The sequence below is a fragment of the Pseudomonas sp. KSR10 genome, assembly GCF_022355455.1.
GTDB lineage: Bacteria > Pseudomonadota > Gammaproteobacteria > Pseudomonadales > Pseudomonadaceae > Stutzerimonas > Stutzerimonas stutzeri_E.
Genome location: NZ_JAKOEN010000019.1, coordinates 1509921 through 1524107 on the forward strand (window position 1 = coordinate 1509921; position 14187 = coordinate 1524107).

The 14187-nt window shown below is 63.3% G+C and carries 15 protein-coding genes; 10 read left to right on the forward strand and 5 right to left on the reverse strand.

All coding sequences use genetic code 11. The annotated features are described in order from the left end of the window. Positions 1 to 19: 19 nt before the first annotated feature. Both MCB86_RS15835 and MCB86_RS15840 read left to right on the forward strand, forming a co-directional pair. Positions 20 to 907 (forward strand): lysophospholipid acyltransferase, encoded by an 888-nt coding sequence (locus tag MCB86_RS15835; RefSeq protein WP_239611449.1) that lies wholly within the window; start codon positions 20 to 22, stop codon positions 905 to 907. Positions 908 to 936: 29 nt separating this feature from the next. Next, positions 937 to 1203 (forward strand): PilZ domain-containing protein, encoded by a 267-nt coding sequence (locus tag MCB86_RS15840; protein WP_045159965.1) that lies wholly within the window; start codon positions 937 to 939, stop codon positions 1201 to 1203. Between the two features lie 40 nt (positions 1204 to 1243). Here the strand turns inward: MCB86_RS15840 and MCB86_RS15845 are convergent, their stop codons facing one another. The 5 genes from MCB86_RS15845 to ehuB form a co-directional block, all read right to left on the reverse strand. Beyond that, positions 1244 to 1561, reverse strand: a complete 318-nt coding sequence (locus MCB86_RS15845) for a tetratricopeptide repeat protein (RefSeq protein ID WP_239611450.1) — start codon at positions 1559 to 1561, stop codon at positions 1244 to 1246. 68 nt (positions 1562 to 1629) lie between these two features. Continuing rightward, positions 1630 to 2409 (reverse strand): ectoine/hydroxyectoine ABC transporter ATP-binding protein EhuA, encoded by a 780-nt coding sequence (gene ehuA / locus MCB86_RS15850; RefSeq protein ID WP_045160034.1) that lies wholly within the window; start codon positions 2407 to 2409, stop codon positions 1630 to 1632. A 56-nt stretch (positions 2410 to 2465) separates the two neighbouring features. Beyond that, positions 2466 to 3125 (reverse strand): ectoine/hydroxyectoine ABC transporter permease subunit EhuD, encoded by a 660-nt coding sequence (gene ehuD, locus MCB86_RS15855; RefSeq protein WP_045159967.1) that lies wholly within the window; start codon positions 3123 to 3125, stop codon positions 2466 to 2468. Then, entirely contained in the window at positions 3122 to 3781 is a 660-nt protein-coding gene (gene ehuC / locus MCB86_RS15860; protein WP_045159968.1) for an ectoine/hydroxyectoine ABC transporter permease subunit EhuC, read from the reverse strand. Before ehuC ends, ehuD begins: the two co-directional genes overlap by 4 nt. Positions 3782 to 3863: 82 nt before the next feature. After that, positions 3864 to 4715 (reverse strand): ectoine/hydroxyectoine ABC transporter substrate-binding protein EhuB, encoded by an 852-nt coding sequence (gene ehuB, locus MCB86_RS15865; RefSeq protein WP_239611451.1) that lies wholly within the window; start codon positions 4713 to 4715, stop codon positions 3864 to 3866. 242 nt (positions 4716 to 4957) lie between these two features. Between ehuB and MCB86_RS15870 the strand changes: the two genes are divergently transcribed. From MCB86_RS15870 to MCB86_RS15905, 8 genes are all read left to right on the forward strand, one after another. Continuing rightward, a complete protein-coding gene (locus MCB86_RS15870; RefSeq protein ID WP_239611452.1) occupies positions 4958 to 6367 on the forward strand; it encodes a PLP-dependent aminotransferase family protein in 1410 nt (469 codons plus the stop codon). A gap of 176 nt (positions 6368 to 6543) precedes the next feature. After that, complete coding sequence (gene eutB, locus MCB86_RS15875) at positions 6544 to 7515, forward strand: hydroxyectoine utilization dehydratase EutB (RefSeq protein WP_239611453.1); 972 nt, start codon at positions 6544 to 6546, stop codon at positions 7513 to 7515. Positions 7516 to 7575: 60 nt separating this feature from the next. Next, positions 7576 to 8562 carry a cyclodeaminase gene (locus tag MCB86_RS15880; RefSeq protein WP_239611454.1) on the forward strand — a complete coding sequence of 329 codons (987 nt, stop codon included), beginning with the start codon at positions 7576 to 7578 and terminating at the stop codon, positions 8560 to 8562. A gap of 100 nt (positions 8563 to 8662) precedes the next feature. Next, a complete protein-coding gene (doeA, locus tag MCB86_RS15885; protein WP_239611455.1) occupies positions 8663 to 9853 on the forward strand; it encodes an ectoine hydrolase DoeA in 1191 nt (396 codons plus the stop codon). A 3-nt stretch (positions 9854 to 9856) separates the two neighbouring features. After that, a complete protein-coding gene (gene doeB / locus MCB86_RS15890; RefSeq protein WP_045159974.1) occupies positions 9857 to 10861 on the forward strand; it encodes a N(2)-acetyl-L-2,4-diaminobutanoate deacetylase DoeB in 1005 nt (334 codons plus the stop codon). Between the two features lie 117 nt (positions 10862 to 10978). Beyond that, the gene (locus MCB86_RS15895) at positions 10979 to 11485 is read left to right on the forward strand and encodes an Lrp/AsnC family transcriptional regulator (protein ID WP_045159975.1); all 507 of its coding nucleotides are present in this window, start codon (positions 10979 to 10981) and stop codon (positions 11483 to 11485) included. A gap of 111 nt (positions 11486 to 11596) precedes the next feature. After that, a complete protein-coding gene (locus MCB86_RS15900) occupies positions 11597 to 12250 on the forward strand; it encodes a 7-cyano-7-deazaguanine/7-aminomethyl-7-deazaguanine transporter (RefSeq protein WP_239611456.1) in 654 nt (217 codons plus the stop codon). Positions 12251 to 12469: 219 nt separating this feature from the next. Beyond that, positions 12470 to 13933, forward strand: coding sequence for an NAD-dependent succinate-semialdehyde dehydrogenase (locus MCB86_RS15905; RefSeq protein ID WP_045159977.1), 1464 nt, complete (start codon positions 12470 to 12472; stop codon positions 13931 to 13933). The last annotated feature ends 254 nt before the right edge of the window (positions 13934 to 14187 follow it).

Sequence of the window (14187 nt, forward strand, 5' to 3'; positions counted from 1 at the left end):
GATTTTTCGGGAGAGATCCTTGGACAAGTTCAAAGGTGCGCTGGTGGTCGGCTTCCTGCGCCTGTTCGCGCTGCTGCCCTGGCGTGCGGTACAGGGGCTGGGCGGCTTCATCGGCTGGTTGATGTGGAAGTTGCCCAACCGTTCTCGTGAGGTTGCCCGAACCAACCTGAGCAAGTGCTTTCCCGAGCTTGACGCCGCCGAACAGGAACGGCTGTTGCGGCACAGTCTGCAGCAGATCGGCAGAACCTTTACCGAAAGTGCCTGTGCCTGGATCTGGCCAGCGGAAAAGACGTTGCGTCTGGTCAGGCAGGTCGAAGGACTGGAGGTGCTGGAAAATGCTTTGGCATCCGGTAAGGGGGTCGTGGGTATCACCAGCCATCTGGGTAATTGGGAAGTGCTCAATCATTTCTATTGCGCGCAGTGCAAGCCGATCATTTTCTACCGTCCGCCGAAGCTTAAGGCTGTGGATGACCTTTTGCAGCGCCAACGCGTCCAGCTGGGTAACAAGGTTGCGCCTTCGACTCGCGAGGGCATCATCAGCGTCATCAAGGAAGTCCGCAGGGGGGGCGCCGTCGGCATTCCGGCCGATCCGGAACCCAGTGAAGGCGCCGGTGTATTCGTGCCCTTCCTCGGCACGCAGGCGCTGACCAGCAAGTTCGTGCCCGGTATGCTCACGGGCGGCAAGGCCATCGGGGTATTTCTTCATGCGTTGCGCCTGGAGGATGGTTCAGGCTACAAGGTGATTCTCGAAGCGGCGCCGCCGGCGATGTACGACGAGAACGTCGAGGTCGCGGTCGCTGCCATGAGCGGCGTCATCGAGCGCTACGTGCGCACCTGGCCGAGCCAATACATGTGGACCATGAAACGTTTCAAGAAACGCCCGGCAGGCGAACGCCGCTGGTACTGACCACCAGCTAACGAACAAGGGAACGTCAGATGTCAAACCAGCGACAGCACCCGCGCTCACCCATGAAATGTCGAATACGCATCGCCCATGAATCCTTTGGCGAGGTGTTTGCGCATACCCGCGATCTATCGGATGGCGGTGTCTACGTCAAACATCCGCAGCTGACTGAGTTGCGGCTCGGGATGGTCGTCACTGGTCAGGTGCAGGATCTGCCTATCCCGGCGCCTGTTCTGCAGATGGAAGTGATGCGCGTCGATGCCGAGGGGGTCGGCTTGCGCTTCATTCAAGACACCTGAACGAGGTGATGCTGCCGCACGGCGGGTCTCGCCAGCGACGCTAGGCCCCGGTCTGCTTGTTCAGTTTGCGCAGGAATACCGTCATTTCCTTCTCGGCCTGCTTGTCACCGTGCGCTTGCGCGGCGATCAGGCCTTGCTCCCAGGCATGACGGGCTCCATTGAGGTTGCCGTCGGCCTGTAGCGCTTTGCCGAGCAGCTTCCAGGCAGCCGAATATATGGGATCCTGCTCGACGCAGCGCTGCAGATGGTCAGCGGCCCGAGCCGCGTCACCGGCGTCCAGATAACCCTTGCCGAGGCCAAAGCGCAGCATGGAATTATCCATACCTTTGGCGAGCATCTTTTCCAGCGATTCGAGCATGGCTTCCTCTTGGCCGCGGGGCGGCAGTACCGGTGCAAAGGCGCGGGCCGGCCCACCGTCGCCGAAAGCTAGCTTGCCTGGGTGACCGCGCTAAGAAATTCCTGAGTGCGCAGTTCCCGCGGATTGCCGAACAGCTCGTCCGGCGTGCCCTGTTCGTGAATGCGGCCCTCGTTGAAGAAGCATACCCGGTCGGCGAACTCCCGGGCGAAGCCCATCTGATGGGTGACCATCAACATGGTCAGGTTGTGCTCGTCCCCCAGCCGCCGAATGACATTGAGCACCTCTCCGCAGAGCTCCGGATCCAGCGCCGAGGTCACCTCGTCGAACAGCATCACCCGTGGCCGCATGGCCATGGCGCGGGCAATGGCGACACGCTGCTGCTGGCCGCCTGACAGCTGCGCCGGGTAATGCTCGAGCTTGTCCTCCAGTCCCACCATGGCCAGCAATTCATCCGCGCGTTCACGGGCTTCGTTTTTCGATAGCCCGAGGACTTGTACCGGTGCTTCCATCACGTTCTGCCGAGCGTTCATGTGCGGAAACAGGTTGAAGCTCTGGAATACCATGCCCACCTTGCCGCGCACATGGCGTTGGTAACGGCCACTGGCCGGCACCAAATGACCATCGGATGCCGGCATATGGGTCAATGGCTCACCGTCGACTTCGATGACGCCATCATCGATCGTCTCCAGGGTCATCAGCGCCCGCAGCAGGGTCGATTTACCCGAGCCGCTGGGGCCGATGATGGCGACCTTCTCGCCGTTGGCGACCTCCAGATCGAGATGGTCGAGTACGGTGAGGTCGCCGTAGCGCTTGGTCACTTGGTCGAAGCGCACCAGTGGCTCGGCCATCTCAGGGTTGCCATTGAAGGAGGTGTTCGGATTGGCGTCGAAATGCGGTGAAGTGTTCATCGGGCAAGCTCCAAGCGGTTTTCGAGGCGGCGGACGCACCAGGCCAGGGCCAGGCTTAGGATCAGGAAGAACAGGCCGACCATGGTGATCGGTTCCAGGTAGCGAAAGCTCTCTGAGCCGATGTTCTTGGCCTGCTGCATGATTTCGACCACGGTGATCGCCGAAAGCACCGGGGTGTCTTTCAACATCGCCACCAGATAGTTGCCCAGTGCTGGCAGTATCGGGCGCAGTGCTTGGGGCAGGATGACATCGCGGTAGGCGGTCGTCGGCTTCATATTCAGCGCAGTTACCGCCTCCCATTGGGCCCGAGGCACGGCATCGAGCCCGGCCCGGTAGACCTCTGCCGTATAGCAAGCATAGTGCACAGCAATGGCGACGATGCCGGCCTGTAGTGCGCTGAGGTTGATGCCGTAATTGGGAAAGACGTAGAACAGGAAGTAGGCCTGGATCAGCAACGGCGTGCTGCGGATGAATTCGATCAGGCCGGTAGCCGGCCAGGACAACCAGACTCGCTTGCTGCGGCGGGCTACGGCTAGTAACAGGCCGAGTACCACTGCAATGGCGAAGCCGCTGATGGTGATGCCAATCGTCTTCAGCGAAGCCTGGAGCAGCTGAGGCAGGATCTCCCAGGCGAACTGCCAATCAAAGAAGTTCATGCCAGGCCTCCTTTGATCCTACCGCGGCTGAGGCGCCGTTCAATCAGGCGCATGCCGAGGTTGATCGCCTGGGCCATGACGAAGTACATCACCAGCGCCATGCCGAAGATTTCAAGCGTCATGAAGGTCGCCTGATCCAGCTGGCGCGAACGGAACGCCAGATCGGAAATGGTGATCAGCGAGACCAGCGAAGTGTTTTTCAACAGCTCGATCAGCAGGTTGGTGCCAGGCGGAATGGCAGCCAGCAGCGCCTGCGGCAGGATAATCCGGGTAAAGCGTTTGAGTGGAGACATGTTTAACGCCACGCAGGCTTCATATTGCCCGCGTGCCACCGATCGGATGGTGCCGCGCATGACTTCCGCGCCGTAGGCCCCGATATGCAGGCCAAGACCGAATACGGCGACTGTAAAAGCCGATAGTTCCACGTGGAACGGTGGCATCGGCAGCACGAAATACAACCAGAACAGCTGGACCAGCAGGGAAGTGCCGCGGAACACCTCGATATAGGCAATCGAGAACCAGCGCAGCGGAGCGAACGGTGACAGGCGCCCCAGCGCACCGAATACGGCGCATACAATCGCCAGTAGCGAGGCCCAGAAGGTGATCTGCAATGTCACCCAGGCGCCCTGAAACATGAGGGGGAGAAGTTCGCCCATAGGTTCGATACCTCTGTGCAGGAACGAAACCACACGAACGGATGACACCGCACCGATCAGGGCGCGGCGCTCCGCTCGTGGATCACTGGGCGCAGAGCTGCGCGGCGGTCTTGTCGGTGACGTTGGACTCATCGAAGCCGAACGGTTCGACGGTCTTCAGATGGTCTTCGCTGCCGAGCCACTTCTTCAATTCGGCATTCACGGCGTCGCGCAGTGCGGTGTCCTCGGGGCGGAACGCCAGCGCACCGTAGCCGGTGTGTGACGGATCGTCCTTGAATTCACTGACCGCTTCGAGCGAGTCGCCACCCTTCTCGGCCAGACCTTTCATGGTCAGCTGAGTGCCCACCGCGGCATCGGCGCGACCGCTGCGCACCGCCTGAAGTTGTGCGGTGGTATCGGGTACCTGGAGGATCTGGTCATCGCTGATACCGCCGTCGCGGGCGTAGGCCAGGTTCACCGTCCCGGACATGATTGCCAGCTTGGCCCCGCTCTTGGCGATGTCCTCGTAACTATGCAGGTTCTTCGGGTTACCCGCTTTGACCAGCAGGGTGTCGGGCAACTGATATTGCGGGTCGGTGAAAATCACCTGCTTGCAACGCTCGGGTGTGATGTACATGCCGGCGGCGATCAGGTCGAAGCGTCCGGCACGCAGGCCGGGAATCAGCGAGCCCCATTCGGTGAGCACAGGATTGACGGTTTCGATGCCCATCCGCTGGAAGACCTTTTTTACGATTTCCGGCGATTCGCCAGTGACGCTGCCGTCCGTGGCGGTGTAGGCGAAGGGGGTTTCGTTGGCATAGCCGATGCGAACGCTGTTTTTTTCTTTGATTTCATCAAGGGTGTCGGCCTGGGCCAAGCCAGCAAGAGATAGACCGGTCAGTACAGCGGAGGTCAGCAGAAGCTTGCCGAAACGGAATGGACGTGCGCGATTCATCATGATTCTCCTGTGCTTTTTATGGTTCGCAGACGAGCCTGCTATGTAGGAGGGCAGTTTCAAGAGCATCAGGACAGGGCATTCCCTGCCTCAGCGCGGCTTTGGCTTCTTTTTGTGAGACGTGCGCCGCGTTTCGCCGACCGAGCATAGCAAAAGCCGTTTTCTTCATGGGATTGCACTAGGACAATTGCATGACACTGCGCTTGCGTCGATCCTGTCGGCTCGACTGAAGGTAGATCGTCATGCGCAACTGGAAACAGGCCTTGCTCGCTGCCCGTAGCGGCGCGTCGAAATACAAGCTGCTGGTTACCGCCATCGCAACCGACATCGAGCAGGGTAACCTGCACGACGGCCAGCGCCTGCCGCCGCAGCGCTTGCTCGCCGAGCAGCTGGATATCAGCGTGCAAACGGTGACCAATGCCTACAAAGAGTTGGAGCGTCAGGGCTGGGTGCGCTGTGAGGTCGGGCGCGGCAGCTTCGTCAGTCGGCGCATCAGCGAACGCGTCGCCAGCTCCATGCTCGACCGCGGCGAGAATTCGCTGCTGGACTTCTCCACGGCGCGCATCGTTCGCACCGAGGCCCATGACCGCCTGTGGCGGCAGACCTGCGAGGAGCTGGCGGCCGAGCACGAGCAACCCTGGATTCACGCCTGTCGGCCGATCGCCGGCTTCGAGCATCACCGCGAAGTCGGTGTGCAATGGCTCGCTGGGCTGGGCTTGAAGGTAGAGTTGCAGGATCTGTTGCTGACCAATGGAACCTCCCACGCCATCTTTCTCGCCCTCGCCTCACTGGCTGGACCGGACGATCTGGTTCTTTGCGAAAACTGTACCGATCACGGCGTAATCGGTACCGCCCAGGTGCTCGGCTTCACCCTGCAAGGTGTCGAGACCGACCGCCATGGTCTCGATCCGGAGCATTTCGAAGACCTGTGCGGCAACGAGCGAGTCACCGCGCTGGTCTGCACGCCGAACCTGAACAACCCTACCAGCACCATAATGCCGGACGTGCGTCGCCGCGAAATTGCCGAGATCGCCCGCCGCTACGGCGTCTATGTGATCGAGGACGACGTTTACGGCCCGCTGCTCGGCGAGCACCGCGACGCCTTGCCGATCAGCCATTACCTGCCTGAGTTGTCGTTCTACTGCACCAGCCTGACCAAGTCGGTGCTCACCGGCCTGCGCATCGGTTACCTGGCCATGCCCCGGCGATTGGCCCTGCGCACCGAGAGCATCATGCGGGTGAACAGCTGGATGGCCGCGCCACTGCTGGGCGAGATCGCCACACGCTGGATCGAGCGTGGTCAGGCCAACGAACTGGTGCGTTTGCAGCGTGAGCTGATCGCCTCCCGTCAGGCCGCGGTGACCGCCGAGTTGGGCGATTACCTGCGCGGCAGCCATCCGGCCTCCCTCAGCGCCTGGCTCAATGTGCCTGAACATTGGGAGCTGGATGCGCTGCAGCATGAACTGCGCCGCCGCGAGATTGCCCTGACTCTGCCTGACCCCTTTCTGCCGCCCGGTACCCGGCGGCCCCGGGCGATGCGTCTTTGCGTAGGCGCCGAATGCGACGAAGAACGGCTGCGTGACGGATTGTGCAGCATCCGCGAAGTCTTCGAGCAGTTCCCGGAGATTCACGAATTTCGCGGCGCGCGTTGAAAGCGAGCCCACCGTGCACCAACGGGTCGCGCTCGCAGGCTTCAGAGCCCGAGATCAGGACGCATCAGGGCTTAGATCGGCACAATATTAGGGGCGAAAAAAAAGAGTCCTAGTACATTGGGCTGGTGAAATCAGCGCTCCTACACTCGGCCGCATTCACCATCGGAATGTTCGCCATGCAGCCGATTCTTCTCGACCACCTCTTCGACGCACGCGAGCTCATTTGCGGCCTCGTCCGGGAAACACCTCTGGAGCGTTCGGCGTCGCTCAGCCGGCTGGCCGGCGTACCGGTGTGGTTGAAGCTGGAATCGCAGCAGGCGACCGGAAGCTTCAAGCTCCGTGGCGCAAGTCATGCGGTCGCGCAGTTGTCGGAAACGCAGAAGCGCCTCGGCGTGGTCACCGCCTCCACCGGCAACCATGGTCGGGCGCTCGCCTTCGCGGCGGCGCAGCAGGAGGTCAGAGCGATCGTTTGCCTGTCGCAACTGGTGCCGCAAAACAAGGTGCAGGCGATCCGCGAGCTGGGCGCCGAAGTGGTCATTGTCGGTCACAGCCAGGACGACGCCCAGGTCGAGGCCGAACGCATCGCCCGTGAGCAGGGCGCTGCCTTCATCCCGCCTTTCGACCATCCACACGTCATTGCCGGCCAGGGCACGCTCGGCTTGGAAATCCTCGAGCAGTGCCCCGAAGTCGCTGAAGTGCTGGTGCCGCTGTCCGGCGGTGGATTGTTTGCCGGTGTCGCCCTGGGCATCAAGCGTCAGCGACCGGAGATCCGCGTTCATGGCATCAGCATGCGCCGTGGCGCGGCGATGCACGCCAGCCTCGAGGCTGGCCATCCGGTCGAGGTCGAAGAGCGCCCCAGCCTGGCCGATTCACTCGGCGGCGGCATCGGCCTGAACAATCGCTACACCTTCGGCCTCGTTCGCGAGCTGGCCGACCAAATCCATTTGCTCGACGAGCCGGCCATTGCCGCTGGCATCCGTCATGCCTACCACGAGGAACGGCTGGTGATCGAAGGCGCCGCGGCCGTCGGCATCGCCGCTCTGCTCGAGCATTCGATCCAGCCGCGCGGATCGGTGGTCATTGTGATCAGCGGCCGTAACGTGGATACCGGACAGCACTTACGCGTGCTCAACGGCAGCAACGAATAAACAATCCAAGCCCCTCAACCCTGCTACCGGTGCGTCCGGTGTACTCCGATGGAGATCAACATGGCCGAGACCGTCCTGCTCAGCGAAACCGATCTCCGCGCCTGCCTGGCACTCGATTTGGCCAGCCTCGACGCGGTCGAACAAGCGTTCCGTCTGCTCGCCACCGCGGCGGTGGCGATGCCGCCGATCCTGCGCCTGGACATTCCCGAGCATAACGGCGAGGTCGACGTGAAGACCGCGTACCTGCCCGGTCTGCCGCGTTTTGCCATCAAGGTCAGCCCCGGCTTCTTCGACAATCCGGCGCTCGGCTTGCCGAGCCTGAACGGGCTGATGATGCTGTTCTCGGCGCGTACCGGCCTGCTCGACGCTCTGTTGCTGGATAACGGCTTCCTCACGGCGGTACGCACGGCCGCGGCCGGCGCAATAGCCGCGAAATGGTTGAGCCGGGCGGATTCGAGCCGCGTCGCCATTCTCGGTGCCGGCGAACAGGCGCGTTTGCAGCTGGCGGCCTTGCGGCTGGTGCGCGACGTTCGCGAAGTGCACATCTGGGCGCGCGATCCGGCGAAGGCGGCGGTGTTCGCCGGCGAGCTGGAGGGCGTCGAGGCGCGGGTCGCGGATAATGTCGACGCCGCCATGGACGGCGTTGACATTGCCATCACCACCACGCCCAGCCGCACGCCACTGATCCAGGCGCATCATCTGCAGCCGGGCCTGCACATCACCGCCATGGGCTCGGACGCCGAGCACAAGAACGAGATCGCCGCCGCCGCCCTCGCCGCCTGCGATCTCTATGTCGCCGACCGCCTGAGCCAGACCCGGGTACTCGGCGAATTGCACCACGCGCTCGCGGCGGGCGCGGTGGATAGCGATTCATCGTCCCTGGTCGAACTCGGCCAGGTGATCGCCGGGCATCACCCCGGCCGCACCTCGGCCGGTCAGGTCACCCTTTGCGACCTGACCGGCACCGGCGCGCAAGACACTGCCATCGCCAGCTTCGCCTTCGATCGGGCGCGCGCAGCGGGCAGGGGTTTCAGCTTCAACCCCTGATCTTCAGACGCGAGCCTACTTGCGCCCGGGCCGCACGCCGGGCTCGCGAGCCAGCTCGCCCCTGCAGAGCAAGCGCGGTCCATCCACGAGGGCAAAGAAGATGTCCGAAATCGTCGTCAATCTCCCGTTCAGCCGGGAGGAATATGCGGTGCGCATCATGCGGGTTCGCCAGGCCATGGCCGCCCGCGGTATCGAGCTGCTGATCGTCACCGACCCGTCGAACATGGCCTGGCTGACCGGCTACGACGGCTGGTCGTTCTACGTGCACCAATGCGTGTTGCTGGCGCTCGAAGGCGACCCGCTGTGGTTCGGTCGCGACCAGGACGCCAACGGCGCACGCCGCACGGTGTTCATGGGTGATGACGATATCGTCGGCTATCCGGATCACTACGTGCAGTCCAGCGTACGTCATCCGATGGACTATCTTTCGCGCGACGTGATCGCCGCGCGCAGTTGGGACCGACTGGCCATTGGCGTGGAGATGGACAACTACTACTTCAGTGCGGCCGCCTTTCGCTCGCTGCAGCAGCACCTGCCGCACACGCAATTCTTCGACGCCACCGCCCTGGTCAACTGGCGACGAGCGGTCAAATCGCCGCAGGAGATCGAGTACATGCGCGTCGCCGCGCGGATCGTCCAGCGCATGCACGAGACGATTTATGAGCGTATCGAACCGGGGCTGCGCAAGAACGAGCTGGTCGCCGATATCTACCGCGCCGGCATCCTCGGGGTCGAGGGCCACGGTGGTGACTATCCGGCAATCGTGCCCTTGCTGCCGACCGGAGCCGACGCCAGTGCGCCACATCTGACCTGGAACGACAACCCGTTCCGACTGGGCGCCGGCACCTTCTTCGAGATAGCCGGCTGCTACAAGCGCTACCACTGCCCGCTGTCGCGCACCATCTACCTGGGCAAACCGCCGGCGCACATTCTCGAGGCCGAACAGGCGGTGGTCGAGGGTATCTCCGCGGGCCTCGCAGTGGCGCGTCCGGGCAATACCACCGGCGATATCGCCCGCGCCTTCCTCAAGGTGCTCGACAAGTTCGACATCCAGAAGGACAGCCGCTGCGGCTACCCCATCGGTATCAGTTACCCGCCGGATTGGGGCGAGCGGACCATGAGCTTGCGCCCGAGCGATGAAAGCGTGCTCGAGCCGGGCATGACCTTCCATTTCATTCCCGGGTTGTGGATGGACGATTGGGGGTTGGAAATCACCGAGAGCATCCTGATCACCGAGACCGGGATGGAAACCTTCTGCGACTTGCCCCGCAAGCTTTACGTCAAGGACTGAGCCATGAGCGAAACGCTGCTGCGCAATCCCATCAGCCCCACCGTCGACTTCGAGCGTGACGGCGTGCAGCACGGCTATCTGCGCCTGCCCTACTCGCGCGACGACTCGGCCTGGGGCGCGGTGATGATCCCGATCAGTGTGGTGAAGAACGGCGTGGGGCCCACCGCGCTGTTCACCGGTGGCAACCACGGCGACGAGTACGAAGGCCCGCTGGCGCTAAGCAAGCTGGCCGCAAGCCTCGACCCGGCGCGCGTGCAAGGGCGGGTGATCATCGTGCCGTTCATGAATGCGCCAGCGGTATGGGCCGGTACTCGTACCTCGCCGATTGACCAGGGCAATCTGAACCGCAGTTTTCCCGGCCGCCCGGATGGCAGCGTGACGCAGAAGATCGCTGATTACTTCCAGCGCAGCCTGCTACCGCTGGCGGATCTCGTGCTGGATATCCATTCCGGTGGTAAAACCCTCGACTTCCTGCCCTTCGCCGCCTGTCACGTGCTGCCGGACAAGGCCCAGCAGGCGCGCTGCGAGGCCGGCATGCGCGCTTTCGCGGCGCCCTACTGCATGCGCATGCTGGAGCAGGATGCGCTGGGCATGTACGACACCGCGGCCGAGGCGCAGGGCAAGGTTTTCGTCACCACCGAGCTCGGCGGTGGCGGCTCCATCAGCGCCTGGAGTCTGGCCATCGCCGAACGTGGCGTGCGAAACCTGTTGATCCATTTCGAACTGCTCGACGGCGAGTTCGAGCCGGCCGAGTCGGTGATGCTGGATATGCCGGACGGCGATTGCTACCTGTGCAGCGAGAGCGACGGGCTGCTCGAGCTGTGTAAGGATCTGGGCGAAACCGTGCAGCAAGGCGAGCTGGTGGCGCGGGTGCACGATGTGCGCCGTACCGGTGCCGCGCCGGTGGAGTACCGAGCACGGCGCAGCGGCCTGATCAGCGCCCGACACTTTCCGGGACGAGTGCAAAGCGGCGATACGTTGGCGGTGATCGCCGAGGTGGTAGGGTGAGGGCGCTGTGCAGCGGCCCTTCGCCCGCCGCTGTGGCGGCCATCCTCATTCGCCTTTTTGCCGGAGGGCGAACGTCAACTGCAGCGCTAACGGCCAGGGCATCGAGAAGGAGAGTTCATGCACAAGCTCGACCGCTATGACCTGAAGATCCTGCGCATCCTGTCCGGGGATGGCCGCATCACCAAGTCGGCGCTGGCCGAGGCCATCAACCTGTCGGTGACCCCGGCCTGGGAGCGGGTACGCAAACTCGAGGCCGCCGGGTTGGTGCGCGGCTATCGTGCGCTGATCGACTGGGGCGCGCTGTTCCGGACCCAGCAGGTGCTGGTGGAGATCAGCCTGGCGCGGCACACCGCACAGGACATGCGCCGCTTCGAGCAGCGCCTGGCCGAGGCTCCGGAAGTCGCCTTCTGCTACGCCACCGGCGGCGGTATCGACTACATCGCGATGATCCGCGCCCGCGATGTCGACCACTACCAGCGCTTCATCGACCAGTTACTGCTGGAGGATCTGGGCATCGAGCGCTACTACACCTATATCGTTACCAAGAGCGTAAAGCGCGACGAAGGAGGCCCGCCGGCAGGGCTCGATGATGAGCGCTCGGCGCCGAACAGCGAGGCGTTCTGACCAGCGCGTCTGTACCGAAGGGTCGGTTTGCCCCTAGAATGCGCGCCGCCTCGGCCCTGTTGGCCCGGCAAATGGGTTCCCTCACCCCATCACGTTCAAAAAGGACATACCATGCTGCAGATCCCTTCGTCGGTCCGCCGGGTCACCCTCGCCGGTCTGATCGCCTTCCACATTCTCATCATCATCGCCAGTAACTACCTGGTGCAGTTGCCGATCACCCTGTTCGGCTGGCATACCACCTGGGGCGCGTTCAGCTTCCCGTTCATCTTCCTGGCCACCGACTTGACCGTGCGCCTGCTCGGCAAGGGCCCGGCGCGGCAGGTGATAGCGCGGGTCATGGTCCCGGCGCTGGTGGCGTCCTACGTGGTCTCGGTGTTGTTCCACCAGGGGGCGTTCAGTGGTTTCGCGGCGCTCGGCGAGTTCAACCTGTTCGTGTTCCGCATCGCCATTGCCAGCTTTCTCGCCTACGTCTTCGGTCAGATTCTCGACATTCAGGTATTCGACCGGCTGCGGCGACTGCGCCAGTGGTGGGTAGCGCCCAGTGCCTCGACCATATTCGGCAATCTGCTGGACACCTTTGTGTTCTTCTCCATTGCCTTCTGGCACAGCGACGATCCGTTCATGGCGGCCAACTGGGTAGAGATCGCCAGCGTCGACTATGTGATCAAGCTGGCCGTCAGCCTGGCGCTGTTCGTGCCGCTTTACGGCGTGTTGCTCAATGCCATCGTGCGCATGCTGCCGCAGCAGAAGACCGCTACCGCATAAACGGCCGCCTCGGCCAAAGCGCAAAAAGCGCTTTGGCTCCTACCCGTAGGGTGGAAAACGGCGAAGCCTTTTCCACCGTAGGCCTCCAGCCTCCAGGCTTTTCTTGTTTGCCCATCGCCAAACAGAAAAATCCACCCGCCAATCGAGCCGCTACAGAAAAACTCCCAAGCCGCCCTTCCCTAGCATGTCTCCCATGCCCATCGGCCCGGAGACACTGCCATGTCGCTCAAACACCCCCTGCTGCTGAAATCGCTTTGCTACGTGGACGGGCAATGGGTGCACAACCCCAGCGGCGCCAGCATCGCCGTGCACAACCCGGCCAGCCAGGCCGAGATCGGTCATGTACCGATGCTTGAGTGCGAGCAGATCGTCGCCGCGGTGGATGCCGCCGAACGGGCCTTTGCGTCCTGGCGCCTGCGAAGCCTGGATGAGCGGGCGGCCCTTATGCAGCGCTGGGCCGCGCTGATCCTGCAACACCAGGAGGACCTGGCGGCGATCCTCTGCGAGGAACAAGGCAAGCCGCTGGCCGAGGCGCGAGGCGAGATTCGCTACGCCGCCAGTTTCATTCCCTGGTTCGCCGAGGAAGCCCGGCGGCTCTATGGGCGGACCATCCCGAGCCATATCGTCGATGCCGAGTTGAGCACTCTGAGGGAGCCGGTCGGCGTCTGCGCCCTGCTCACGCCATGGAATTTCCCCAGCGCGATGATCACCCGCAAGGCCGCTGCGGCGCTCGCGGCCGGCTGTACGGTGGTGGTCAAGCCAGCGCATGAAACGCCCTACTCGGCCTTCGCCCTGGCTCAGCTCGCCGAAGAGGCGGGCCTGCCGGCTGGCGTGTTCAATGTGGTACTGGGCGAACCGCAAACGGTCATGGAAACCCTGGTACGGGACCCGCGTGTGCGTTCAGTGAGCTTCACCGGCTCGACCCGGGTCGGTCGCTTGATACTGGAGGCTGCCGCCCCCGGGGTGAAAAAAGTGGCTCTGGAACTGGGCGGTAATGCGCCCCTGATCGTCTGCGAAGATGCCGATCTCGAGCACGCCGTGCAGGTGGCGCTGGACGCCAAGTTCCAAACATCCGGTCAGGACTGTTGCGCAGCCAACCGCATCCTCGTCCAGCGACCCGTTTATGAAGCGTTCCTGATGCGCTTTGCCCGCGCCGTGCGTGAGTTGCGCGTTGGCCCTGGCGCGGATGAGCGCAGTCAGATCGGCCCGTTGATGCACCAGGCGGCCTTCGACGCCACCGCCGCGCGGGTCGCCGACGCGCTCGACAAAGGCGCTCGGTTGCTGGCCGGCGGCGAGCCCCACGCGCTCGGCGGCTGGTTCTGGCAGCCGACGCTGCTGGCTGATGTCACCACCGACATGCGGATCTACCGCGAAGAAAATTTCGCTCCGATCGCCGGTGTGTTGCCGTTCGACAGCCTGGATGAGGCGGTCGGCATGGCCAACGACACTGAATACGGGCTGGCGGCCTACATCTGCTCGAATCGGCTGGACCTCGTTCACCCACTCATCCGTCGGCTTGATCACGCGATGGTCGCGGTCAACGGCACCAAATTCACCGGCCACCCGATCCCGTTCGGTGGCATGAAAGCCTCCGGCCTCGGCCGTGAGGGCGGCAGCGAGGGCTTCGAGCCCTTCGTCGAGACCAAGTACGTCTGCATCCACCATCAAGGTCAGCGTTACTGATGGCCTGGTGGGTCGGGCGAAGCTGTGGCACTGAGTTGGCGCAATGCTCGGGTCGCTTGCGCGGGAGCTCCCGACATCGGGGGCGAAGCTTTTCGGACTCTGAGTTGGCGCCATTCGGCGCGAGGTTGCGCCTCCCACAAAGGTGCGCCGTGCATTGTTTTTTTCGTGGGAGGCCCGGCCCCGGGCCGAAGCTTTTCGGGCGCCGGGTTGGCGCCATTCGGCGCGAGGTCGCGCCTCCCACAAGGGGGGCGCCA

Coding starts and splice junctions, on each gene's coding strand:
- MCB86_RS15840 (WP_045159965.1), top strand. CDS start 937: ATGTCAAACCAGCGACAGCACCCGCGCTCACCCATGAAATGTCGAATA.
- MCB86_RS15845 (WP_239611450.1), bottom strand. CDS start 1,561: ATGCTCGAATCGCTGGAAAAGATGCTCGCCAAAGGTATGGATAATTCC.
- ehuA (WP_045160034.1), bottom strand. CDS start 2,409: ATGGCCGAGCCACTGGTGCGCTTCGACCAAGTGACCAAGCGCTACGGC.
- ehuD (WP_045159967.1), bottom strand. CDS start 3,125: ATGAACTTCTTTGATTGGCAGTTCGCCTGGGAGATCCTGCCTCAGCTG.
- ehuC (WP_045159968.1), bottom strand. CDS start 3,781: ATGGGCGAACTTCTCCCCCTCATGTTTCAGGGCGCCTGGGTGACATTG.
- ehuB (WP_239611451.1), bottom strand. CDS start 4,715: ATGAATCGCGCACGTCCATTCCGTTTCGGCAAGCTTCTGCTGACCTCC.
- MCB86_RS15870 (WP_239611452.1), top strand. CDS start 4,958: ATGCGCAACTGGAAACAGGCCTTGCTCGCTGCCCGTAGCGGCGCGTCG.
- eutB (WP_239611453.1), top strand. CDS start 6,544: ATGCAGCCGATTCTTCTCGACCACCTCTTCGACGCACGCGAGCTCATT.
- MCB86_RS15880 (WP_239611454.1), top strand. CDS start 7,576: ATGGCCGAGACCGTCCTGCTCAGCGAAACCGATCTCCGCGCCTGCCTG.
- doeA (WP_239611455.1), top strand. CDS start 8,663: ATGTCCGAAATCGTCGTCAATCTCCCGTTCAGCCGGGAGGAATATGCG.
- doeB (WP_045159974.1), top strand. CDS start 9,857: ATGAGCGAAACGCTGCTGCGCAATCCCATCAGCCCCACCGTCGACTTC.
- MCB86_RS15895 (WP_045159975.1), top strand. CDS start 10,979: ATGCACAAGCTCGACCGCTATGACCTGAAGATCCTGCGCATCCTGTCC.
- MCB86_RS15900 (WP_239611456.1), top strand. CDS start 11,597: ATGCTGCAGATCCCTTCGTCGGTCCGCCGGGTCACCCTCGCCGGTCTG.
- MCB86_RS15905 (WP_045159977.1), top strand. CDS start 12,470: ATGTCGCTCAAACACCCCCTGCTGCTGAAATCGCTTTGCTACGTGGAC.